This is a genomic window from Psychroserpens ponticola, assembly GCF_023556315.2.
Classification (GTDB): Bacteria; Bacteroidota; Bacteroidia; order Flavobacteriales; family Flavobacteriaceae; genus Psychroserpens; species Psychroserpens ponticola.
This window is the reverse complement of the sequence record NZ_CP116221.1, coordinates 1,892,061-1,916,753: the sequence shown is the minus strand read 5'-3', so window position 1 is coordinate 1,916,753 and position 24,693 is coordinate 1,892,061. Positions and strand designations below refer to the sequence as shown.

The window sequence follows — 24,693 nt, the reverse complement described above, 5'->3', positions numbered from 1 at the left end:
CCGCAGGAATATTCGCAAGTTGTGAAGAACCTAGCAATTAATTATACACGGTGTTGTAACCAGTTTTTTTTATTCAGATTTAAATCAATATTTGAGTATGACAAAATAGAGAAACAACCAATTTCTTTTTCAATTCCAATCATAAACCCATAATATAACTCATCTGTATTATCGTATTCGTCATATGTTTGTTCGTGCTTGTCATTTTTAAACCACCAACTCATAAGTTCAAAAGTATTTAAATCCGATAAATTTTGATTGTTTTCATCTGGTCCATATTCGTCTATAATCAAGCCTATAAGTTTCTTTAAGTCAATGGGCTTACAATTCGAAGCACGCAATTCTAAATGTTCAGCTTTTCCGTCAAAGATTGAGATTTGGAACTGGTCAAATATTTTGAGAAATTTTGATTTTAAATCAAACAGTAAAAAATTCTTATTATCATTCGTTTCCGCAATAGAATCAGTTTTAAATACTGAATTTTCATAGAGAAATTCAATATCTATTCCTAATAATTCTTTTATAGTTCTAATTTTTCTCAAATTGGTTACAACGGTTTTGTGTATGATTAGTTACGGAAAAGGACGTAAGTCATTTTCCGATTTGTAGCTAAGATAATTAATTATTGTGAATTTCCGATTGGAAATTCCGCAGTAATTAATTATACACGTTGTTAGCAACTGTAGTGCAGCACAAGTCATTGGTAAATCACAGAGCTAGCTATATACCTCATAGCAACCGAAGAGAATGCTATAACTAACATTAGCTGAAACTCCCAAGAAACCGTTGATTTGGCAAAAGAGAAAAGTCCATAATAGCATTTAGGTTGCACCACAAGAATAATAACGAACACCTTTTTTGGATTTTAGAACGATACAGAACGCTAGCGATAATTTGGCTGACTTACGAAAAAACAATTTTAAATGAACGAACATATTATCTTAAAAAGAAACTGTTTACCATTTAAGTAAGAAATTATCTTGAGAGTTTTCTAGCTATAACTTAATAAACAAAACCAAACCAAAAAGCGTTTAGTTCTCCAAAAAATGATAAACGAAAATCTTAAATGAGAAATTTTGAGATTTTTGTATTTAAAACAATAGTTCAAATAGAGTAGTGCTGTTGAATTTTTGCACTATTGTTGTTAACGTTGTTGTGTATGGTTAGTTGCGTGTTTAAGCAACTAATTTAGTAAACAAATACGAACGCGAGAAAATTCCGAAGGAATTTTCCAAATAATCAACGACCAAAGCAATTAATTATACACGGTGTTGGCAAATCGTTTTTATTTATTCGTTTTTATCTTCTTCTTCTATTGCAGGATGATACAAACTTATTTCAATTCCAAAATTTAGTTCTCCAGCCAACTTTAGTAATTCAGGTTGCAAATATTCAGTTTGACACCAAAAATCCGCCATTTGATTTTCAATTCCGAATCCAATAGTTGGGACTTCGCTTATATTTAGTCCGAAACTTGAAATTCCTTTAAGCTTCTTGAAATTATCGGTTAAAAATTTGATAACATCTTTTCTTTGAGTCTCAAAATCATTAAAATCCGCATTGCTTAATTCAAATCGGCATCCACTTTTTTCATAAATAAGTTGTTTTCCAGTCTTTTTGAAAGGACGTTTTTCTCCTTTTAAATGCTTTTCGTATGGTTGCATTTCGGTGATTTCCAAAAATCCGTTCACATCAAATTTTTCTCCTTCAATTATTAAAATACAGCTCAAATTTATTTTTGTATTGTTTGAATTCCGATTATCAAATTCAGTTTATTTTTCGTTTCCAATAAGTTGCTCTCAAATGTTTGCCAACGTGTTTGTGTTATGGCTAGTTGCGTTGGCAAGAACTAAGTTAACAAAATAAACCGAACCATTAGGAAAATCCGCAGGATTTTCCGAGTAAACACAAGACCAGCAATTAGTTATACACGTTGTTGTAAAATGTTTTTCTATTTTTTTCTCCAGTCCTTAAATCCGATTACATCATTTCTGATTTCTTTTTTCCATTTATTTCCGTAATCTTTAATCAGATGTTCAAATATCACTTCATTATAAGCAATTATTAAATCTTTTTCTGGACTAGTGCAACCGAATTCATAAAAGTATATCTTATATTCTTTTTCAAATATTGGATCTGTTGCAATTATTGTTGGTGCAATTCCACCTGCTAGTAATAGAAAAGGTATTTCATTTTTTATATCCATTTCAGCCATTTCTTTCGCCTTTTGTATTTCAGTTATGAAATTTAATTTTGAAGCACCAGAATTGTTTATTTGTTCTTTAGTTAATTCACCAATTCTTGTGAATGTTATAGTTTCATTGTCATTTTGAGCATTAGTGATAAATGTAGAAATTCCAATTATTAGTATTATTATATATTTCATTATGACTTGCGATATATTTTATTTAATACTCAAATTTAAATTTTTAAATGAAGATTATAGAATGCAAATTAGTTTGCAATACATTGGCTTGAGTGAAATAGCCTTTCGGATTAGCCAAATGTTTTACAACGTGTTTGTGTATGATTTCGTTGTGTTGGCTAAGTCTAAATTAGTAAAAGAAAACGAACCATAGGAAAATTCCGCAGGAATTTTCCGAGTACACACGAACCGAACAATGAATTATACACGGTGTTAGGCAACGTTATTTTGTTTTAATCGGAATCGACAATTCAATATTTGTTCCAACAGCTTTTTTGTCAGCAGTTTTGGTAGGAATAAATTTAGGTAGTGATTCTATTATTTTTTTAATTTCTTTTCTCGCTTGATTTCCACCTGGAATTGAGTTCAAGGTTTCCACGTTAGAAACATATCCACTTTTCGCAATGCTTACTTTGTATTTTAGGATTCCGTCTTCTTTTGGCGGTTTTATATTTGTAGTTTTTAATTTGTCAATAACATAGGAATGAATAGATTTCATTGTACATTCAGTTATTTTATCCTTATCTGCTTCATTTTCACAACCCACGTATGATAATGGTTGAACAAGTGATTCAGCTTCTTCTTTGTTTGGTAAGCAAATTCCTTTAATTCCTTTTTTGCTTGTTATAGCCACAAGTCCCAATCCTCTTTTGTAGTAACGTTTTTCTTTAGTACCATTTGAGTATTTATTTTCAACAACAATTAGGTTTTCATAGTTACAATAAGGCGATTCAAAACTTCCATCAATTTCGGCAACTTTTCCAGTCTCCCATTTAATCCCTTTTTGAGGTTTTGCAATTAAAAGTATCTGATCTTTTTTCTTGACCTCGTTATACATAAAAATTGTGTCATTTTGGTTTCTCAGCAACAGGTCATATACAGTTCCATTTCTAAAATCTTGCTCATATTTGAAATATTCTTTTCCGTCAATTTCTTTTTTTTCAGTTACCCTTTCCACATAAAATGCATTTCCCCAAGTAATATGTTTTTCAAATCCGATTTCAAGTGGAAAATAGCTTTCTCCGAAACTTTTATCGCAAAATTCGCTTTGTCCGAAAGTTAAAATTGGTAGAATTGCTAATAATAAAAATATTGTTCTTTTCATTCGTTGATTTGGTTTTAATGTTGCCTAACGGTTTTGTGTATGATTAGTTACGGAAAAGGGCGTAAGTCATTTTCCGATTAGTAGCTAAGTTAATTAATTATTGTGAATTTCCGTTTGGGAAATTCGGCAGTAATTAATTATACACGTTGTTACCTGCTGGCTTTTAATTCAGTTTTATTTCCATTGTTTTATTTTCAACATCAATATCAATCCAATCTCTAGTGTTTTCTTCAGGAATACAATCTATCAAACTCAATCCATCTTTATATTCTTTTAAAGACTGTTTTCCTAAATTTATTGTTAAATTATAAATCGTTTGTCCAGTTTGACCAGTCCAGGCAATAGTTTCTATAAACTTAGTTTTACTTATGTTTTTATAATCCAAATATTCCTTATTGTTCTCAAATCCAATTAACGGTTCGGAACTTACTCCATCACACCAAAAGTGTTTTAATTCTTTATCTGCTGAATACTGAAATTCTCTTGAAATGGCATATTCTAAATGAACACAAAATTTAGAATTGAATGATTTATTATAATCTTTTTGTTCGGTTTCCATTTTTTAGCTTGCAGGTAACGGTTTTGTGTATGGCTTGTTGCGTTGGCGAGAACTAAGTTAGCAAAAGAAACCGAACCAATAGGAAATTCCGCTAGGAATTTCCGAGTACACACAAACTAAGCAATTGGTTATACACGTTGTTAGCAATTGCAGTGACACATATAAGTAAGCCGTTTCGTCGCTTAAGAGATATGCCGTATTCTGCATCATTTCCTTTTTAAGTTTAGATCTTTCAATTTAAGATTTCTACGTCTGAGTTAATCAATTATAGAGGTAGGAGTGAACCTTTTTGAAATAAATCACATCTCCAATTTACCTTTAAAACACAAGAATTAACCTGTTTTCTAGTTTTTTACACGAACTCACACGACTTGACACGGACTATATACGGAGTAAACACGGAGTAAACATGGAGTAAACATGGAGTAAACACGAAGATAACCTTAAGTATAACATGTTATTAAATAACTATGCAATTAGCTTAAAACAGATGTTTGTCTGAGTGAGTTTCGAAGTTTGAGTAATTCAACAAAAAGATTAATTGATAAAAAATTATGATTTTTAGAAATATTTACCTTTTGGAAGTAGGATTTGGAGCTGTTATTGCTAACGGTTTTGTGTATGGCTTGTTGCGTTGGCAAGGACTAAGTTAGCAAAAGAAACCGAACCAATAGGAAATTCCGATAGGAATTTCCGAGTACACATAAACCAAGCAATTGGTTATACACGTTGTTGGCAACTGTAGTGACACATTTGAGTAATTACATTCAGATTAGAGTGTTGGAGCAGGAGTGAGTTTTCATACATGTATGATAGATTTTTCTAATAAAAGAAAATTGTACCAAATTTGATTAAAGCTCCTCTCGAAAAATAAAGAATTTGAGTGATCATCTTTTTACGTTTGAGTGATTATTTCCGCAAACTTTCTCAAACTCAAATAAAAATTTTCTCAGAATAGTTTTTTAGTGAATGTATCTTAACCTCAAAAAAAAAATCGCGAAAAGAAAACTAGACTTTTTTTCGCCACAATGAGTTTTAGATTTTGAGTAAGCTTTCAACTTTAAGAGTAATAGTGGCAATAGTTCCGAAGTTGTAATTATAATAAGACTGTATCACTTGGAGTTACAATTTCGGAGCTATTGTTACCAACGGTTTTGTGTATGATTTCGTTGCGTGTTTAAGCACTAAAGTTAGCAAATAAATCACAGATAGAAAGTCCGCGAGGACTTTCGTAAGTAGGCTAGAACTAGCAATGAATTATACACGTTGTTACCTGTAGTACTTATGCGTGTGATTTCATTTTCCAATCTATTATATTCCGTTGTTTTTTATCTACTGCAACTCCTACTAATATCAATATTTTATTCTTTGAGAAATATTTTTGATAGTATTCTTTTTCTAATATTTGCTCTAAAGCGATTTCTGAATCATTTTGTTTAAATTCAATAATATGAATGTAATTTTTAGTTTCAATAACTGAATCAATTCTACCTTTATTAGTTTCTACTTCGGAATGAATATCGAAATCAAGTAAAGTCAATAGAAAATGGATATGACTATGAAAGTATCCTTCTGTTATTTTCATATCGTATGAAAGAGAAGCAAATACACCTTGTAAGATTTTGAAAAATTCAGCCAAGTCATTTTTAATTAGACACTCTTTTAAATTATTTAAAGTTTGAAATTTTACAGGTAAAATATCTTCTCCGTTTTTTTCGTCAAGTTCCTTTAATCCACCATTTTCAATAAATTTTACTTTTATTTGATTACGAAGGTCAACTATTGCTCTTTGTTTTCCAAGATATTCTGCAATCTCACTTTTCTCTGTTAAATTTTCAAAATTTGAACTTATAGTTCCTTGAATAACTGCATTTATTCGTTCGATTTTGTATGGTATTCCAAGAATTTTTTTCCAGACAATTGTTACTTCGTTTTCAGTGTTTTTTGTTTTTAACTCTTCTTCTTGTTTATGAAAATTTGCTGTTTGTGGAATTGCATTAATTACATCAATTATATTTCCTCCAAGTTTCATTGAATGGTCAAACAAATCGATAATCTTTTTATCTAATTCACTATTAACCATAAGACCACCAACAAGATTGATTATTCCTAATTGAAATTTTGTAGCGTATTGTTTGTCAACAGCGTTAATGTAAATTTTATCTAAAGACTCAAATAAATCGTCATATTGAACCTTGTATGATTCTTCATAAAGTTTGATTAATTCTCTGTCTTTCATTTAAAATACTGATGTTTTTTCGTATTACAGGTAACGTTGTTGTGTATGGTTAGTTGCGTGTTTAAGCAACTAATTTAGTAAACAAAAACGAACGCAAGAAAATTCCTTCGGAATTTTCCAAATAAGCAACGACCAAAGCAATTAATTATACACGGTGTTGTGCGTTCGGCTTTTTTAATATTTTAATAATTCCAATCTAATATATGCGACTTACGAATCGTTTATTTTCATCATTATTCCATTGTACTTGATATGTTGTTCCGTTTAACTGGTCAAGTAGAATAAAATTGAAGTTATTTTTAGTTGGATAAAGAGTAAACCTTCCGTTTATTTCTTTGTCATCCCAAATAAGTGAACTTGAATTTAAAATTAGCTCGCCTTCATAACCTTCTTCTGATATAGTGAAATGTACTTGCCACATTTTTCCATTTCGTGTGTCCAATTTAATAAAAGTCCAATAGTTTGTAGTTGGAAATAATTTGTAAATAGGAACTTTCAATTGTTGAATTTCAGTTTGTTTTTCAACTTGCTTTTCTACTTTTTGTACTGCGCTTATACTGTCTTGTTCTATTTGCCCATATGAATTAAAGGCAATTAAAATCAGAAAACAAATCAGTACAAAATTCCTCGTATTCATGTTTTTAATTTTATGTTCTGTTCGTTGGTCAGCTGACGCACAACGTGTTTGTGTATGGCTTGTTGCGTTGGCAAGAACTAAGTTAACAAAAGAAACCGAACCAGTAGGAAAATCCGCAGGATTTTCCGAGTACACACAAACTAGCAATTGGTTATACACGTTGTTAGGCATAGTTTTATTCTTCTTCGTCTATTACTAATATTCCGTTAATTTGTTGTTTAAAAACACCTTTAGCGATTAACTGTTGAATTCCAGTAGAAACTAATTTATTGGATACTTCGAGTTCCCTAGCTATAATTTTATGAATACCTGTTATCCATGGTTGTTCTGGAAGTTTCTTTTCTATTTCAGATAAAATTTCGTCATCCAATATCCTAGAAGCAAATTGCTTTTCTTGACTTTTATTTTTTTCTTGAATGATTTTAACAACAAATTTTTCTTTTTTCTGAGAACGATTTATAATTCTAGTATAGCTTCTTATTTGGGCAAATGATCCAGATATTATAAATTCAATGGTATTTGCATCAATTGCAGTTCTACTATCTAAAATATCGGAGAAAACAGAAAACTCATCTTGTGACCAGAATTCATAATCAGGCTGAAAATAACTCATGCCATTCATGTCATTTTCAAATTCTACATTTAGGGTTAATGTTCTATCAGTTGATTTTGTTTTTTGTGATTTAACAGTAAATTCATTTTTCAGTTGATATTTCATTTGGTTATGAACCATGTTACAGAATGAACTCAAATCATCAATACACTCATTTAAATACTCATCAGATATTGAAATTGAAAGTTTATTAGTATTATATTTTTTTCTGTACTGACTATCTGTGCGGCCTAATCGATGAACAAGAAGATGTCTTCTTTCATGATATTCCTCCATTTTACTTCTTCCAGGTGAGAAACTACCCATTTCGATATAAAAGTGTTTTTTGTAATATTTAATTATTTCACTAAATCCGCTACTTGATAATTTTCTACATTCTTTATTGATTACTTTATTAAAAAAATTCGCAGTTGATTTAATCGACAGTATCTCTGCTTGAGAAAGTTGAAACATTAGATCTTGCTTCTTGAAGGGTTCTTTAGTTTCTAAAAAAGCATCGCGAACTAAATCGACTAAGAAGACTTCTAAAGCAGAAATTAGTCTAACGAAAATAATTTCGTTAAGATTTTTTCGTCGTTTAATTTTTCTGCTTTTTTTTGTTCCAAAGTTAGTGGGTTGTGATACTATATGATTTAGACTTGTTTCTTCATCGAACTTTAGTCTATGCCTTCTCCAAAAGTGGAGTAAGTTTTCTGTTTCGTCAAAAGCGTAAATTGTTGATATATGAAAATATTGCAATTCCGTTATCTCTCTCTTAAAGTTTAAATAGGATTTCAAATTTTGATTTTAAATTATGCCTAACGTGTTTGTGTATGGCTTGTTGCGTTGGCAGGAACTAAGTTAGCAAAATAAACCGAACCAATAGGAAAATCCGCTAGGATTTTCCGAGTACACACAGACTGAGCAATTGGTTATACACGTTGTTGGCAAATCGTTTTTTAATAATATGTCATATCAAATTCACCACCTTTAATTCTAACAACTTCTCCATCTGAATTCACAGCATCATAACTAAAAGAACCTCCTAATATTCTATTTTCTATATCATGAAAAACAATTTCTAACTGACCTGTAAAATCTATATTTGTTGTGAAGTTATAATCTGGAGAATTTATTTTGTACTTTCCATAATTAGAATCAAATTCATTCCCAAGAATATAAATATTTCCTACTTGATTTGATTCTAAGTTAATATCAACAATTACTATTTTAATTGATCTTGATATAAAATTAGGAGATTCTCCATCATTTAAAAAGCTCAGACTTATATATGGTTGATTATCGGAAAATCCATACACCAAGCTCGCAGCGAGACCAGTTCCGTTGAGAGCTGCTTTGGGTTTTATTAATTTTCCATTTACTCTACATTTAATTCCGCCATTACCATCAAACTTATAGTTTTCGTCAGATAAATCGACAGGTGCTATTTCACAACTAATAAATGTAATTAGTGAAAATATTAATATGAGTTTCTTTATCATTATTATTCTATTAATATATAATAGATGTAGTTTTTTTGCAAAGGTTGCGTCAAAATGTTTGCCAACGTGTTCGTGTATGGTTGGTTGCGTTGGCGAGAACTAAGTTAATAAAAGAAAACTAGCCTGTAGAAAATTCCGCAGGAATTTTCCGAGTAAGCAACGACCACAGCAATTGATTATACACGTTGTTACAACACGTATTCTAGATTCCATGTATTAATTCGCCTTGTTCAATTAATTTTTTACCAAATTCGGAGTGGCAATCTAAATTGATTATTTCGAAATCTACATGCTTGTAGAAATATTTTCTTAAATTTAATTCTATATGTTCAGTATCTAATTCTGAGTCATTTCTGAGCATAATTCCGATTACAAAATATGGTTCTTCATATTCTCCAACATTTATAAATAAACCTAAGTAAACCCTATTCAATGGTACAAGATTGAGGTTGGTTCTCTTAATTGCTTTAATTATAATTTTTTTATTCGATGAACTTACTTTTGAAAAAATGTTGTGAACTTTATTTATTTCTACTTCTTTTTTTAAAAGAGATTCTTGAGTTAAATTGACCATTATATCTTTGGTAATATCAATTCCACCATTTTTATTGATTTTGTAAGCATTATAAGTTAGAAAAGGACCCTTAAATAAAAACCAAGGCCCAAAAATCAAGTTTATTCTGTTATATTTTTTTCTAAAATTAGGGATTTCATTTTCTCTTTTAATAAAGATAGCAGGAGAGAACCTTAACAAAGAAACCAACCCTAGACCAATTCTATAATTGAACATAATAAATCGCGCTCCATTATTGATATCATTTTTGAGTAGATTCAAATCAGATATATCAATGTTTTGGAGTTTTTGATTCATATGTGTTGTAACGGTTTTGTGTATGGCTTGTTGCGTTGGCGAGAACTAAGTTAACAAAAGAAACCGAACCAATAGGAAATTCCGATAGGAATTTCCGAGTATGCAGAAACAGAGCAATTGGGTTATACACGTTGTTGGCAACTGTAGCGACACATCTGAGTAATCACATTCAGATTAGAGTGTTGGAGCAGGAGTGAATTTTCATACATGTATGATAGATTTTTCTAATAAAATAAAATTGTACAAAATTAGATTAAAGCTCCTCTTTAAAATAAAGAATTTGAGTGTTCATCTTTTTACGTTTGAGTGATTATTTCCGCAAGCTTTCTCAAACTCAAATAAAAATTTTCTCAGAATAGTTTTTTAGTGAATGTGTCTTAACCTCAAAAATAAATCGCGAAAAGAAAACCAGGCTTTTTTTCGCCACAATGAGTTTTAGAGTTTGAGTAAGCTTTCAACTTTAAGAGTAAGAGTGGCAATAGTTCCGAAGTTGTAATTATAGTAAGACTGTATAACTTGGAGTTACAATTTCGGAGCTATTGTTACCAACGTGTTTGTGTATGGCTAGTTGCGTTGGCGAGAACTAAGATAGCAAAAAAGAAACTAACCATTAGGAAAATCCGTAGGATTTTCCGAGTACGCACAGAACCAGCAATTAGTTATACACGTTGTTGGCAATAGTATTTTTATTTAATTCATAATAATATTCATCGAAGTAAAAATATTCTTCCATTAAGGTGTATCTTATTCGAAGTAATAATTTTTGTTCCTTCTCAAACCAATAATAATCTTCAATTTTCTCTGTATAAAAAAGCTTATTTTTTGGTTTAATAATAAATATTGATTCTTCAGCGCTCAAAGAGTAAATGTTTACCTTGTTGTCATTTATGCAAGCAATTAAGTCTGTCCCATTTAACCAAATAGGTTTATTGCCTTTTGCGTTTAATTTATTTAATTTGAAGTCAGTCAGATTATAAGTGTAAATTTCATTTTCCTCATTGCTTAATACTATTTCATTTTTCAAATCAGACCAACATTGTTGCTCAATTATAAATTTTTTTTTCAAATCAGTTATTGATTTTAACTGTTTGTTCTCAAATATTCTAATGACAGTCTTTTTGTCACGGTTTTCTAAAGTCAGTATTTGAGTTTTATCAGGACTTAAAAAGGCTCTGTTAACATTAATAGAATCAAATCCAATAGAATCGTAAACTTTGTAATTCAGAGATTTTTTGAGTTTCAATATGCTTAAATCTCTTTTGCCATTTCGCTGGTTATAATGATTGTGAAATTTTTCTACATAGATAGTATCGTTGTTTATCCAATTATCATTTATCCTATATGCATCTTTTATTGTCCAGTCATATTCGTCTGTGTCAGGTAATTTTAGATAAGCACTATCGTTAATTTTTACATTAAAAATTCGAGAGTTTTGAGGACTCGGAATAAAGTTCGTTTTGTCAATAGAATTAGAAAGGTAGAAAGTATCAGTTCCAACTTTTTCATTTGAACAAGAAATAAAGAATATAAATAAGAAGATTATTGTAATTTCTCTGGTCATTTCAATATTATTGCCAACGGTTTTGTGTATGGCTAGTTGCGTTGGCAGGAACTAAGTTAACAAAAGAAACCTAACCAGAGGAAATTCCGTTAGGAATTTCCAAGTAGGCTATAACTAAGCAATTGGTTATACACGTTGTTGGCTGTTGGTTTTCCCATTTCATCTGAGTAAACCATTAATTTTTTATTTTCTTCTAATCATATATGAATTAAAAGATTTAGTTGAACTCATTTGTTGTTGCCAAAATACAATAGGAATTATTGCGCTTACAGTTCCAATTGCTCCATAAAAAAACCATAAAAAGATTGTTGCTACAAGTCCAATTCCAATTCCAACAAGAATAATTGTATTATTTACTTCAGCTTTTATGTCATTCACGTGTTTCTTTTCCAATTTTCCACAATTTTGACAATTCACATTAAATTCATCTCCTTTTTCCATTTGTAAATCAGGTCGAGTAGAAGCGTTTGATTTTATTTTAATATCCTTTTTACAAGATTTACAATAGGTTACTAAATTCATACTGTATTCAGTTTTATTTTATTGAGTTTGAGTAAGTGAACTTACTGCCAACGTAGACGTGTATGATTAGTTACGTTTTGTTATTACTAAATTAGCAAAAAGAAACTAACCATTTTATTTATGGTAATAAATATTCCAAATATAAGAGGAACAAGTAATTAATTATACACGCTGTTGTTTTTAGTAATTTGGAAATGACCATAGGGAATCTCCATAATTACGTAGGAATGACAGACGCTACATAACAGATTCTGAATCCGGTTTATGGTTTTCAAATTATGTACTATATCGCGGGATATGGTATCGTCATTTTAAAAGCGATCATTAAAAGTTGTTGCGTATTAAAGTATTCAGCACTTTAAATGATAAGTATTTGGGTAATTACTTGACTTTGTCGAAAATATTCTATACCTTAAGGCAAGCTTTATGCGAATTCATTCGTATTTGAGAGTAAAACTCTCATACGATTTCAATCGAAAGCTTGACAAGGAAAAAAATCTATCGAAAGTCAATTCCGTACTGCTTTTAGAGTACTGACCTTAATCTACAAGTTTTGATGATGGCAATAAACCTGGGAAGATCAGAAAGGCTGGCATTATTAAATACAACGTGTTTGTGTATGATTTCGTTGCGTGTTAAGCAACTAAATTAGTAAAAATGAACCAAACCAGTGGACAATCCGCAGGATTTTCCACGTAGGCTATCACTAGCAATGAATTATACACGTTGTTACCCAACGTTTTTTAATTTTTCTAAATTCAATTCGTTTTCTACTAGACAAATAATTTCATAAAAGGTACTTGAACTATTGATTAATTCCATTCCAGATACTATTAAGTTCTTGAAATCAGGTTCAAAAACCTCTATATATTCTTTATAGCCTTTCGATATTTTTTTCTTTAAATCTGAAATAGAGATTTCACCAACGAATCTTTTAGGATAAGAATATCCGATTTTCAATTTTTTATTATAACAATCATTTTCAATTTTAAACACTAAACCTTTAGAATCTATTACAATTGCATCTAATTTAGAATCTATTGGTGTGATTCCACTCCAATGAGAAAAAATTGAATGATTAATAAGACTTTCGAGATTTGAGAAGACTTCAAATTCCCATTCTATATTATTATCTAACAACAAAACAGGTAATTTAATATCTTGATCTTTTTCTGACTGAACAATTTCGTTTAAAGATTTAGACCACTCTTTCTCTTTCAGTTTATCATTTTTCATTTATAGTATTTTGGTCTAATGTTGGGTAACGGTCTTGTGTATGGTTAGTTGCGTGTTTCAGCAACTAATTTAGTAAACAAAAACGAACGCGAGAAAATTCCGAAGGAATTTTCCAAGTAGGCAATTGCCAAAGCAATTAATTATACACGGTGTTGGCATAAGTTTTTTTAGAACCAGTTGTCATATTCAATATCAAATCGACCGTCAAGAACTTCCACTATTTCATCTGTTTCTGGGTTTATACAAGTAAAATAAAACACACCAGAAATTATTTGGTTTTCTTCGTCAACAAGATTGAAAGTTATCTCTCCATTAAATTCGTCTGTCGTAATATGATTAAATGAATTATAATAGTAAATATTAGGATTGTTTGGGTCTTGTGTGTTTGTTGAAAAACCGTATTCTGCAGATATTGAACCATCAGTTTTTAAAACAATTGGATATGTTTGCCCAGTAACAATTGGTTCATCTGATGCTGCCAATTCTATACTAACATTTTTATCAGTAAGAGAATTACTTGCTCTAATTGCTAAATGATATCCTGGTTCTAATCCATAGTATTCGTATTCATAATATCTATACTGTGCTCTTAAAACAGTCGTGTATCCAGCACTGAATCCACCATTATTCCTTGGTAGAAACGTTTCTCCGTCAATTTTACAGCCAAAGGTGTTTTTTCCTTCTGTAGTTATTGCAGGTAGAGAACTTTCTGTTCCATCGTCATCATTCGAACAAGAATAAAGACTAAAAATTATAAAAAATATTAATAGTTTTCTCATTTTCACAAATTTATGCCAACGGCTTTGTGTATGATTAGTTACGGAAAAGGACGTAAGTCATTTTCCGATTAGTAGCTAATATAATTAATTATTGTGAATTTCCGATTGGAAATTCCGCAGTAATTAATTATACACGTTGTTAGCAACTGTATTGCAGCACAAGCCATTGGTAAATCACAGCATTTAGCTATAAACCTTAGTGTAACCGAAACAGAATGCTAGCTCAAAGCTTTTTAGATAAGCTTAATATTCAAAAATTAAAATAAGAAGTAATTATCATTCTAGCATTTAGGTTACACACTTTATAAAAAGAAGGACACCTTTTTTGGATTTTAGAACGATACAGAACGCTATCGATAATTCGGCTGACTTGCGAAAAAACAATTTTAAATGATAAAACATATTATTCTAAAAATAAATTGTTTGCCATTTAAGTAATCAATTTTCTTGAGAGTTTCCTTGCAATAACTTAATAAATAAAACCAGACCATAAAAGCGTTTAGTTCTCCAAAAAATGATAAAGCGTAAATCTTAAATGAGAAATTTGAGATTTTTGTATTAATAACAATAGTTCAAATAGAGTAGTGCTGTTGAATTTTGCACTATTGTTGTTAACGGTTTTGTGTATGGCTGGTTGCGTTGGCGAGAACTAAGTTAGCAAAAATAAACCGAACCATTAGGAAAATCCGATAGGATTTTCCGAGTACACACAGACTAAGCAATTGGTTATACACGTTGTTGCCAATTGGCTTTACCTTTTATTCAATACGCTTATATTTAGTTATCTTCTTTATTTTTCCATTTCTGCTAGGATGGTAAAAACTTAACCGTTTGTTAGAGATTTTAACAGTCCAATTGAAATTCGTTTTGTTTCCATTTCTATATTCAGTCAGAGTATAAAATTCACCATTTTGAGTGATTTTTCCATTACTAACTTCAGGCTTATATTTCTGATAGGTTTTCCATTTCTTTTTATTATTCACTTTCCAACTTTTCCAAGTGAAAGTTGAGTCAGAATGAATTGTTATTTCCGAAATTTCATATGAGTAAGTTGTACTGTAATTATGGTTGTGTTTTAAATAAGTTCGGTCAGAATTTTGTCCAAAAACACTTGAAAAATAAAAAATTAATAATAAAGTTAAGATTTCTTTTTTCAATTATGAGTGATTTTCAGCTTATTGGCAACGGTTTTGTGTATGGCTTGTTGCGTTGGCGAGAACTAAGTTAGCAAAAGAAACCGAACCAATAGGAAATTCCGCTAGGAATTTCCGAGTACACACAAACTAAGCAATTGGTTATACACGTTGTTAGCAATTGCAGTGACACATATAAGTAAGCCGTTTCGTCGCTTAAGAGATATGCCGTAATCTGCATCATTTCCTTTTTAAGTTTAGATCTTTCAATTTAAGATTTCTACGTCTGAGTTAATCAATTATAGAGGTAGGAGTGAACCTTTTTGAAATAAATCACATCTCCAATTAACCTTTAAAACACAAGAATTAATCTGTTTTCTAGTTTTTTACACGAACTCACACGACTTGACACGGACTATATACGGAGTAAACACGGAGTAAACATGGAGTAAACACGAAGATAACCTTAAGTATAACATGTTATTAAATAACTATGCAATTAGCTTAAAACAGATGTTTGTCTGAGTGAGTTTCCAAGTTTGAGTAATTCAACAAAAAGTTTAATTGATAAAAAATTATGATTTTTAGAAATATTTACCTTTTGGAAGTAGGATTTGGAGCTGTTATTGCTAACGGTTTTGTGTATGATTAGTTACGGAAAATGGCGTAAGTCATTTTCCGATTAGCAGCTAAGTTAATTAATTATTGTGAATTTCCGATTGGAAATTCCGCAGTAATTAATTATACACGTTGTTAGCAACTGTAGTGCAGCACAAGTCATTGGTAAATCACAGAACTAGCTATATACTTCACAGCAACCGAAAGAGAATGCTATAAGTAACATTAGCTGATACTCCCAAGAAACCGTTGATTTGGCAAAAGTGAAACGTCCATAATAGCATTTAGGTTGTACCACAGGAATAATAACGAACACCTTTTTTGGATTTTAGAACGATACAGAACGCAAGCGATAATTCGACTGACTTACAAAAAAACAATTTTAAATGATCGAAGATATTATCTTAAAAAGAAACTGTTTACCATTGAAGTAAGAAATTATCTTGAGAGTTTTCTAGCTATAACTTAATAAACAAAAACAAACCAAAAAGCGTTTAGTTCTCCAAAAAATGATAAAGCGAAAATCTTAAATGAGAAATTAGAGATTTTTGTATTTAAAACAATAGTTCAAATAGAGTAGTGCTGTTGAATTTTTGCACTATTGTTGTTAACGTGTTCGTGTGATGGCTAGTAGCGTTGGCTGGCACTAAGTTACTAAACTAAAACGAACCAGAGGGAAATCCGCAGGATTTTCCGAGTACACACAGAACAAGCTATTAGTTATACACGTTGTTAGCAACTGTAGTGCAGAACAAGTCATTGGTGAATCACTGAACTAGCTATATACTTCACAGCAACCGAAAGAGAATGCTATAACTAACATTAGCTGATACTCCCAAGAAACCGTTGATTTGGAAAAAGAGAAAAGTCCATAATAGCATTTAGGTTGCACCACAGGAATAATAACGAACACCTTTTTTGGATTTTAGAACGATACAGAACGCTATCGATAATTCGGCTGACTTACGAAAAAACAATTTTAAATGATAAAACATATTATTCTAAAAATAAATTGTTTGCCATTTAAGTGATCAATTTTTATGGGATTTTCCTTGCAATAACTTAATAAATAAAACCAGACCATAAAAGCGTTTAGTTCTCCAAAAAATGATAAAGCGAAAATCTTAAATGAGAAATTTGAGATTTTTGTATTAATAACAATAGTTCAAATAGAGTAGTACTGTTGAATTTTTGCACTATTGTTGTTAACGTGTTTGTGTATGGCTTGTTGCGTTGGCGAGAACTAAGTTAGCAAAAGAAACCGAACCAATAGGAAAATCCGCAGGATTTTCCGAGTAAACTATAACCAAGCAATTGGTTATACACGTTGTTGTAGGTAGTTTTTCTTTTCCCAGAATACATAAACAATAAGTCCAACGCTAATAATAACCATTGCAATAATACCAAGTTTTATTCCTAAAGTTGGATTGTCATAAAACCTATCATTAAATAAGCCAAATATAAATCCAAATAGTCTTGTTGGAATAAATGCCAAACTAATTAAAATAGCAAGATATTTTGGGTTAGAATACTTTGTTAATATAGAATGAATTATTGGAGCAATATGGATTTCCGCAATGCCAAGAAATAATAATGCTATAATATATAAAATTGTATGTTTTTCGGTTGGGACTCCTGGAATTAGATATATAATTCCATATGAAATTGCTCCAAAAATAAAACCAATCATCAATTTAAAAAATTGTGTACTATAGAAAAATGTCCAAACTATAATAGCGATTATACTAATTGGTAAAATAAGAGTAGAATTAATAGTTTGCCATAAATGTTTCGGAATATTTAAGGATGAAATTTCGCTGAATTCAAATTGTAAATCAGAAATCCGAATATATGAGATTTGGTAAATTCCCCAAAATAAACCTACAACAATGAATGCAAGGGAAATATTTAAAATTCTTTTACCCATTGGAAATTCATTCTTGAATTTTTTATCTTCAATTTTATCTTTAGATATGAGTATTGGAATTATTGAGATAAGCATTAATATACCTGATATTATGAATCCAATATTGTAACCATATTCTTCTCCAAAATATCCAATTAATGACATGCCAAGAAATGAACCTAAATTTATTGCTAAATAAAATATAGTGAATCCTGAATCTAATAACTTAGTTTTATTTAAATATAACTTTCCAAAATTTGAGATAATATTTGGTGTATAAAAACCACTACCTAAAACTACAAGAAACAAACCAATATAAATTCCAGTAGTTGAAGTAATACAAAGAGTAAATGCTCCAAATGCTTGAATAATACCACCAAAAATTATAGCTTTTTTATTCCCAATAATCAAATCACCAAGTAGAGCTCCTAATATTTGTGAAACAACTATAGAGCCTGTAAACCAGCCCATTATACTCAATGCTTCAGTTCTTTCCATTTTTAGAACTATTCCTGTCATATGTAAGATTATAAGTATTCTTAAACCATAATATGATCCTCTCTCAAGCATTCTTGATATTGCGTAGTAAAAAGTTTCTTTTGTGTGTTTCTGATTTCGATTTTTTTCCATTCAGTTTCTTGGGTTGGTAAATTACCTACAACGTAGACGTGTATGATTAGTTACGTTTTGTTATTACTAAATTAGCAAAAAGAAACTAACCATTTTATTTATGGTAATAAATATTCCAAATATAAGAGGAACAAGTAATTAATTATACACGCTGTTGTTTTTAGTAATTTGGAAATGACCATAGGGAATCTCCATAATTACGTAGGAATGACAGACGCTACATAACAGATTCTGAATCCGGTTTATGGTTTTCAAATTATGTACTATATCGCGGGATATGGTATCGTCATTTTAAAAGCGATCATTAAAAGTTGTTGCGTATTAAAGTATTCAGCACTTTAAATGATAAGTATTTGGGTAATTACTTGACTTTGTCGAAAATATTCTATACCTTAAGGCAAGCTTTATGCGAATTCATTCGTATTTGAGAGTAAAACTCTCATACGATTTCAATCGAAAGCTTGACAAGGAAAAAAATCTATCGAAAGTCAATTCCGTACTGCTTTTAGAGTACTGACCTTAATCTACAAGTTTTGATGATGGCAATAAACCTGGGAAGATCAGAAAGGCTGGCATTATTAAATACAACGGTCTTGTGTATGATTAGTGGCGTGTTTAAGCACCTAATTTAGCAAATACAAACCAAATAGAAAATCCGCGAGGATTTTCGTAAGTAGGCGAGAACCAGCCATTAATTATACACGGTGTTGTGTAGAGTTTTTTTACTTTTTATTTAATGATTTAATCACATCTGAAATAAATTCTTCAGGTAAATAATGTCCAGATTCGTAGAATTTCAATTTTTTGTCTTTAATCTCGATATTATCATAAAAATCCTGTGCCTCCTTTTGAGTATACCAATTATCTTTTGTTCCCATAAGTAAAGTAATAGGCGCTTTTTGTAATGGTGCATATATTTCACTTGAAAAGCGTTCCTCCACCTTTTTTGCGTTTTCCTCATTGAGCCCTAAACTCATACCTGCCTTAAGAGCACTTCCCAAAGGTGCTACGCATGCGACTATGCGGTTCAATCTGTTATCAACCGAGTTTAAATAAATAGCCATTAATCCACCCATACTATACCCAACTACATCAAAAGTAATCTGCTCCTCTTTCGCAAGTGATTGCATATAGTCCATTATTACTCTGACATCTTTAACCGAAGTTGAATAAAGGTTGACTATTTTTTGTAAATCTTGTGTTGCGAAAAATGAAACTGGAGATGCAAAGTCGGCTTCATAACTTCTTTCTCCGTGATATTTAGCATCAGGTATAATAACGTTATAGCCGATAGATACTAGTGAATCTTTTAATTTCACATATTTTGTAGAAAGGCTTGATGTTGGATTAACCCAATTTTCTTTACTTCCAGTTAGGCCGTGAAGTAGAAAAACGAACTTGTTTGTTTTATTAATTTTTGGTTTAATAACGTAGAATGGAACTCTAGAATCAAATCCGTCTATGACCATTTTTTCAAAAATAGTATCATCGTCTGAAGTATTACTTTCAGCAACTTTAGCATTGTATTCTACTTTTGGAAAATAACTTAAATAGTCAATTTTTTCTTGGGCAAATGAAATGGTACTAATGAAAATTAGTCCAAATAGTATTATTATAGTTCTGATTTTTCTCATAATTATTATTGATTTCTGGTTAGTTTTTCAAATTCTACACAACGTGTTTGTGTATGGCTAGTTGCGTTGGCGAGAACTAAGTTAATAAAAGAAAACGAACAAGAGGAAATTCCGTTAGGAATTTCCAAGTAGGCTAGAACCAAGCAATTGGTTATACACGTTGTTGGCAGTAGTATTTATTCGTTAAATTCAATTTCATAATCAACTTTTTTCCAGTCTATTTCTTTATAAATACTCAATAGATAGCTAAGTATCTCTCTATTAAAATATCTAACCATCGAACCTCCACTTTTTCTTTCTTTATTATTGTACCTAAATATAAATTTAAAAGATGGTGCATCTATTAGGAAAGGTAATTTTTCTGGAAATCTGTCAAGCTCACTTCTGTTTAGAATTTCGATAAGCGATTCAAGTTGCTTTGATGTCAGCTTGCCTTCATAATTACCAGTAAATGGTTCTGTGTATTTTTCTCCTTTAAATTTTGCGTTACCTAAAGAATCTATTTCAATTTTCATTTTCGGACAACTGCCAAAACAGGTTGTGCCTCTAAAGAAAACAGATTGAAAATTAATATTATTCTTTTTGAGTGATGATTTTCGACTGTAATTGTAATGTTTTTCAGGACTGGATAAATTCCTTCCAATAACTTTGTTTAGATTGAGTTGTAAAGAATCTTTATTGATTAGTTTATAATCAAAATAGTATAATGTAGAATCAGCAACAAAATAAATACTATCTCTAGTTCCGCTCGAAACTTCGTAAGTATTTTTTAAAATCAGTTGATTGTTTTTTATTTGATATTGAAATTTGTCCTGAAAAGTTCGAAATTCTACAGAAACTAAAGTGTCATTTTCCAAATTTTCGCCAATCCAAATTCCGTTCAGAGAATCTTGTCCAAATATTGAATTTAGAAATAGAAAAATGAATATTGTTACGAGGTGTTTCATCATATTACTGCCAACGTGTTTGTGTTATGGCTAGTTGCGTTGGCAGGAACTAAGTTAATAAAAGAAACCGAACCTGTGGAAAATTCCGCAGGAATTTTCCGAGTAAACACTGACTAGCAATTAGTTATACACGTTGTTACCTGCTGGCTTTTATATTTTCTTTTCCGAATTCGTTGTCAAAATTCCTAACTCTTTTATTGGGATGCTCATATTCAGCGTTCAAAAGTAGGTCTCTCCAATCTGTTCGTGCGAGTTCTATCATTTTTTTTAGATGAACAATATCCTTATTTCCTGTGTATATTAATGCTCGTAAAATTCTATTGCTCCGAAAATCTTTGTTAGAGATTAATGCCTTTTGAATACACCAAATTGCTTCTCCGTAGTTTTTTCTATAATCAGATTTAAGTCTATTTTTTATGTCAGTTGGATATAAATTCAGATTTATAGTTTTTTGGTCAATATCATCTTCGCATTTTAAATCAGCATTTATAATCTCAATTATTTTTCCGAAACCAATAGTCCGACTTCCTTCGCAAAACTTGAATTCCATATTTTTATAAAGTCTCTTTGAAAAATATTCTGTACCAATAATGGCTATTTCTGCTTTTACTTTTGTTCCTAATTCTACAGTTTTTTGTCCAATATATGTCTGTTGTCCAGAAGTTAAATAATCTGGATAATTGTCAAATTCAATATGAGGACGATAACCAGAATGTGCAGGATTATTTCGTCCACCTTGTTCGGTAGTTAAAAATTCTAATTCAGCTATGAAGTCAGTTTGTTTCACAATGTTTTCAGCTTGCAGGTAACGTGTTGTGTATGGTTAGTTGCGTGATTTAGCAACTAATTTAGTAAATAAAACACAGATAGAATATTCCGCAGGAATATTCGTAAGCAAGCTAGAACTAGCAATTAAATATACACGGTGTTGGCAAATCGTTTTTATTCCACCATTGGTTTTATAATACTGGTTTTTTTCTTTCCTATTAAACCAATATTTATTCCATTATCGATAAGAAATGTAATGGGAAATAATATTATTCCGATACAACCAAAGTTAAAATCTGTAAATATTTTCATCCCATTTTTTGGGTTCATTCCTTCTTTAGTAACTGATTTGAAAATTTTCCCAAATAAGAAATAGTCGATAGTCGTCCAGCCCTTTTTTAGAGGAGTTTCTAGAACCTGATCTACATAATCAATATTTTCTTGATTGAATTTTCCACGTTTTGGTCCGTTTCCGCCTAATAATTCTCCAGACCAGCTATTTACTTTAGAATTGTGAAATTGTATATCGTCTATTGTCAGCCAATCATTACTAGGCCAGATAAAATTAATTTCCGTTTCACTTCCTATTGCAGTTATCGTATAAACTCCGTTCGATAAGACATTTGTTTTGTCATCAATTGAGAAAATTGAATGGTCAGAAAACTTTCTTTCCAAATATTCTTTCCAATTTTTAATATCAGTTCCGATTTTCATTCAAATGTTTGCCAACGGTTTTGTGTATGGTTAGTTGCGTGGTTAAGCAACTAAGTTAGCAAACTTTAACGAACCCGTGAAAATTCCGCAGGAATTTTCGCAAGTATGGAAGAACCTAGCAATTAATTATACACGGTGTTGTGCACAGGTTTTTTCATTCAGTTTCTTTTCGGAAATACGTTTTATATTTTTTATCAGTCCAAAATGCTTTTACTTTTCTCAAATCAAGAGTTCCATTTTCGTTAATCCGATAAAGTTTGTTCCTTTTCCAATAGAGTTTATTTGGTGGTTTAACTCTATTTTGTCCACCACTTGATAATGATGACATTATAAATTCATTTAATTCAATTCGGTTAATTTTAAGGTCAGCGGAAAGTACTAATGAATCTTTAATTTTATTTCCATTTAAATCTCGAACTTGCAAAGAGTCCGAAACTAACTCGGATTTGAAATAAATAGTGTCATTTGACACTTCCCATTTTCCAGTTGTCCAACTTGACGAAAGGTCAAATCTGTAATTATGGACAAAAGTTGAGTCCGATTTCAATTCAATACTTTCCGAAAATCGGTCATTATAAATTCCGACATATTTGTCTTGTCCAAAAGTCAAATTGGATATCAGTAAAATCAGGATTAATTCGGTTAGTCTCATTTTTGGTCAACTTGTGCACAACGGTTTTGTGTATGGTTAGTTGCGTGTTTCAGCAACTAATTTAGTAAACAAAAACGAACGCGAGAAAATTCCGAAGGAATTTTCCAAATAAGCAACGACCAAAGCAATTAATTATACACGTTGTTGTAAGTAGTGCTTTTTTCGTTCACTTACTTAATTTCAATATTCGAAATGCTCCTTGAATTACCAACGCAAAAACTATTGTTCCGATAATCAAATCAGGTTTACTCGAACTCAAATAATTTACTAAAATTCCAGCAATTATTACTCCTAAATTTATAATAACGTCATTCGAGGTGAAAATCATACTTGCTTTCATATGTGCTTCTTCTTTGCTCTTTGACTTTTGCAAAATGTAAAGACAAATTCCATTTGCGATAAGTGCAAAAATCGAAACGATAATCATTGTTGAAAAATCGGGAAGTTTCTCGTCTCCGAAAAATCTCCTTAAAACTTCTACAAATCCAATAATCGCGAGTGTTATTTGAAAATATCCAGCAAGTTTAGCAATCCGCTTTTTCTTTATTATTGTTCCGCCAACCGCAAACAAACTAATTCCGTACACAAAACTGTCCGCAAGCATATCCAAACTGTCGGCAACAAGTCCCATAGATTTTGAGATAATTCCTGTTGTCATTTCAATTATGAAAAAAGCAAAATTGATTGCAAGTACAGACCAAAGTAGCTTTTTTTGGTTTTCGTTTTCTTTAAATTCCGTTTGGTCGGTTTGTTCCGTTGAGATTTTTTTTCCGCCTAAATTCAGTTCGATAACTGACTTTTCGATTTGGTCAATTTCTCCGCTGTGAAAAACGGTCAATTTCCGATTCGGAATATCAAAGTCCAAATTCGCAATACTTGAAATTCCGTCCAATTTCATTCGGATTAGATTTTCCTCTGAAGGACAATCCATTTTGGTAATTTCAAACATTGTTTTATTCACTCGTTTTCTGGGTTTTTCGGCATTACTTACAACGTGTTTGTGTATGGCTAGTTGCGTTGGCAAGAACTAAGTTAGCAAAATAAGCCGAACCTGTAGGAAATTCCGATAGGAATTTCCGAGTACACACAAACTAAGCAATTGGTTATACACGTTGTTGTATGCTGTTTTATAAAGCAGAATACTTTGTGTAATTCATAACATAAGTTCTATTTCCTTTTTCTTGAATTGCATAATAGTAGTTTAGAAAACATACTTTTTTTATTAATTGTAAATTTTCAATATTAATAGCAATTGCATATTTTTTTAGAATATAAGCATTAGGATATTCTGGTGTCATTAATTGGAAATTTTTCATGTTATTTTCTATTCCTAAAGTTATGTAACCCTTATTTCCAATTTTCGAAAAATCAAAATCTTTTATTAAAATGGTCTCTTTTTTTAATTTAATTAGAATTGAACAGGTATCTGTAACCTTAGGAATGAGGATTTTGTTCTCATTGATTTCACATTTTAGGGTATCCTTGTCTGATATAATATATATATTGACTTTTTTTGGTTTTACTATTCGTCCATTTTTATAAAATTTAAATTCGTGACTATCTTTTAAAGATTGTGCAGAACAAAACAGACTAGTAGATAATAGAATTAATAAGAATAATTTCATACTGGATTTGGTTTCGATTTAATTGCATACAACGGTCT

The 24,693-nt window shown here is 30.7% G+C and carries 23 protein-coding genes; all 23 read right to left on the bottom strand.

What is annotated here, in order from left to right; all coding sequences use genetic code 11:
- Positions 1-41: 41 nt before the first annotated feature.
- On the bottom strand, positions 42-542 hold the full coding sequence (locus tag MUN68_RS08535) for a hypothetical protein (RefSeq protein WP_249997487.1): 501 nt from the start codon (positions 540-542) through the stop codon (positions 42-44).
- A gap of 747 nt (positions 543-1,289) precedes the next feature.
- Complete coding sequence (locus MUN68_RS08530) at positions 1,290-1,730, bottom strand: hypothetical protein (protein WP_249997486.1); 441 nt, start codon at positions 1,728-1,730, stop codon at positions 1,290-1,292.
- A gap of 221 nt (positions 1,731-1,951) precedes the next feature.
- Positions 1,952-2,386: an FEKKY domain-containing protein gene (locus MUN68_RS08525; RefSeq protein ID WP_249997483.1), complete on the bottom strand. Its 435-nt coding sequence runs from the start codon at positions 2,384-2,386 to the stop codon at positions 1,952-1,954.
- Positions 2,387-2,648: 262 nt separating this feature from the next.
- Positions 2,649-3,530, bottom strand: a complete 882-nt coding sequence (locus MUN68_RS08520) for a hypothetical protein (RefSeq protein WP_249997481.1) — start codon at positions 3,528-3,530, stop codon at positions 2,649-2,651.
- 163 nt (positions 3,531-3,693) lie between these two features.
- On the bottom strand, positions 3,694-4,089 hold the full coding sequence (locus MUN68_RS08515; protein ID WP_249997479.1) for a hypothetical protein: 396 nt from the start codon (positions 4,087-4,089) through the stop codon (positions 3,694-3,696).
- Between the two features lie 1,282 nt (positions 4,090-5,371).
- Complete coding sequence (locus MUN68_RS08510; RefSeq protein ID WP_249997466.1) at positions 5,372-6,328, bottom strand: PD-(D/E)XK nuclease domain-containing protein; 957 nt, start codon at positions 6,326-6,328, stop codon at positions 5,372-5,374.
- Between the two features lie 196 nt (positions 6,329-6,524).
- A complete protein-coding gene (locus MUN68_RS08505) occupies positions 6,525-6,965 on the bottom strand; it encodes a hypothetical protein (protein WP_272792446.1) in 441 nt (146 codons plus the stop codon).
- Between the two features lie 175 nt (positions 6,966-7,140).
- Positions 7,141-8,355, bottom strand: coding sequence for a hypothetical protein (locus MUN68_RS08500; RefSeq protein ID WP_249997463.1), 1,215 nt, complete (start codon positions 8,353-8,355; stop codon positions 7,141-7,143).
- 161 nt (positions 8,356-8,516) lie between these two features.
- Positions 8,517-9,059 (bottom strand): hypothetical protein, encoded by a 543-nt coding sequence (locus MUN68_RS08495; RefSeq protein ID WP_249997461.1) that lies wholly within the window; start codon positions 9,057-9,059, stop codon positions 8,517-8,519.
- Positions 9,060-9,261: 202 nt separating this feature from the next.
- Positions 9,262-9,930 carry a hypothetical protein gene (locus MUN68_RS08490; protein ID WP_249997459.1) on the bottom strand — a complete coding sequence of 223 codons (669 nt, stop codon included), beginning with the start codon at positions 9,928-9,930 and terminating at the stop codon, positions 9,262-9,264.
- Between the two features lie 655 nt (positions 9,931-10,585).
- A complete protein-coding gene (locus MUN68_RS08485) occupies positions 10,586-11,491 on the bottom strand; it encodes a hypothetical protein (protein WP_272792355.1) in 906 nt (301 codons plus the stop codon).
- A gap of 183 nt (positions 11,492-11,674) precedes the next feature.
- Entirely contained in the window at positions 11,675-12,013 is a 339-nt protein-coding gene (locus MUN68_RS08480; RefSeq protein ID WP_249997516.1) for a hypothetical protein, read from the bottom strand.
- A gap of 729 nt (positions 12,014-12,742) precedes the next feature.
- The gene (locus tag MUN68_RS08475; protein ID WP_249997518.1) at positions 12,743-13,249 is read right to left on the bottom strand and encodes a hypothetical protein; all 507 of its coding nucleotides are present in this window, start codon (positions 13,247-13,249) and stop codon (positions 12,743-12,745) included.
- Between the two features lie 167 nt (positions 13,250-13,416).
- A complete protein-coding gene (locus MUN68_RS08470) occupies positions 13,417-14,028 on the bottom strand; it encodes a hypothetical protein (protein ID WP_249997520.1) in 612 nt (203 codons plus the stop codon).
- A 758-nt stretch (positions 14,029-14,786) separates the two neighbouring features.
- Positions 14,787-15,185 carry a hypothetical protein gene (locus MUN68_RS08465; protein ID WP_249997522.1) on the bottom strand — a complete coding sequence of 133 codons (399 nt, stop codon included), beginning with the start codon at positions 15,183-15,185 and terminating at the stop codon, positions 14,787-14,789.
- A 1,912-nt stretch (positions 15,186-17,097) separates the two neighbouring features.
- On the bottom strand, positions 17,098-18,315 hold the full coding sequence (locus MUN68_RS08460) for a POT-type proton-dependent oligopeptide transporter (RefSeq protein WP_249997510.1): 1,218 nt from the start codon (positions 18,313-18,315) through the stop codon (positions 17,098-17,100).
- 722 nt (positions 18,316-19,037) lie between these two features.
- Positions 19,038-19,949 (bottom strand): alpha/beta hydrolase, encoded by a 912-nt coding sequence (locus MUN68_RS08455; RefSeq protein ID WP_249997512.1) that lies wholly within the window; start codon positions 19,947-19,949, stop codon positions 19,038-19,040.
- A gap of 176 nt (positions 19,950-20,125) precedes the next feature.
- The gene (locus MUN68_RS08450) at positions 20,126-20,899 is read right to left on the bottom strand and encodes a DUF6438 domain-containing protein (protein ID WP_249997514.1); all 774 of its coding nucleotides are present in this window, start codon (positions 20,897-20,899) and stop codon (positions 20,126-20,128) included.
- A 133-nt stretch (positions 20,900-21,032) separates the two neighbouring features.
- A complete protein-coding gene (locus MUN68_RS08445; RefSeq protein WP_272792442.1) occupies positions 21,033-21,683 on the bottom strand; it encodes an elongation factor Tu in 651 nt (216 codons plus the stop codon).
- Positions 21,684-21,838: 155 nt separating this feature from the next.
- Positions 21,839-22,378: a hypothetical protein gene (locus MUN68_RS08440; RefSeq protein WP_272792444.1), complete on the bottom strand. Its 540-nt coding sequence runs from the start codon at positions 22,376-22,378 to the stop codon at positions 21,839-21,841.
- A 154-nt stretch (positions 22,379-22,532) separates the two neighbouring features.
- On the bottom strand, positions 22,533-23,030 hold the full coding sequence (locus MUN68_RS08435; protein WP_272792440.1) for a hypothetical protein: 498 nt from the start codon (positions 23,028-23,030) through the stop codon (positions 22,533-22,535).
- A gap of 166 nt (positions 23,031-23,196) precedes the next feature.
- A complete protein-coding gene (locus MUN68_RS08430; protein WP_272792441.1) occupies positions 23,197-23,991 on the bottom strand; it encodes a cation transporter in 795 nt (264 codons plus the stop codon).
- Positions 23,992-24,157: 166 nt separating this feature from the next.
- On the bottom strand, positions 24,158-24,655 hold the full coding sequence (locus MUN68_RS08425; protein ID WP_272792439.1) for a hypothetical protein: 498 nt from the start codon (positions 24,653-24,655) through the stop codon (positions 24,158-24,160).
- Positions 24,656-24,693: the final 38 nt, after the last annotated feature.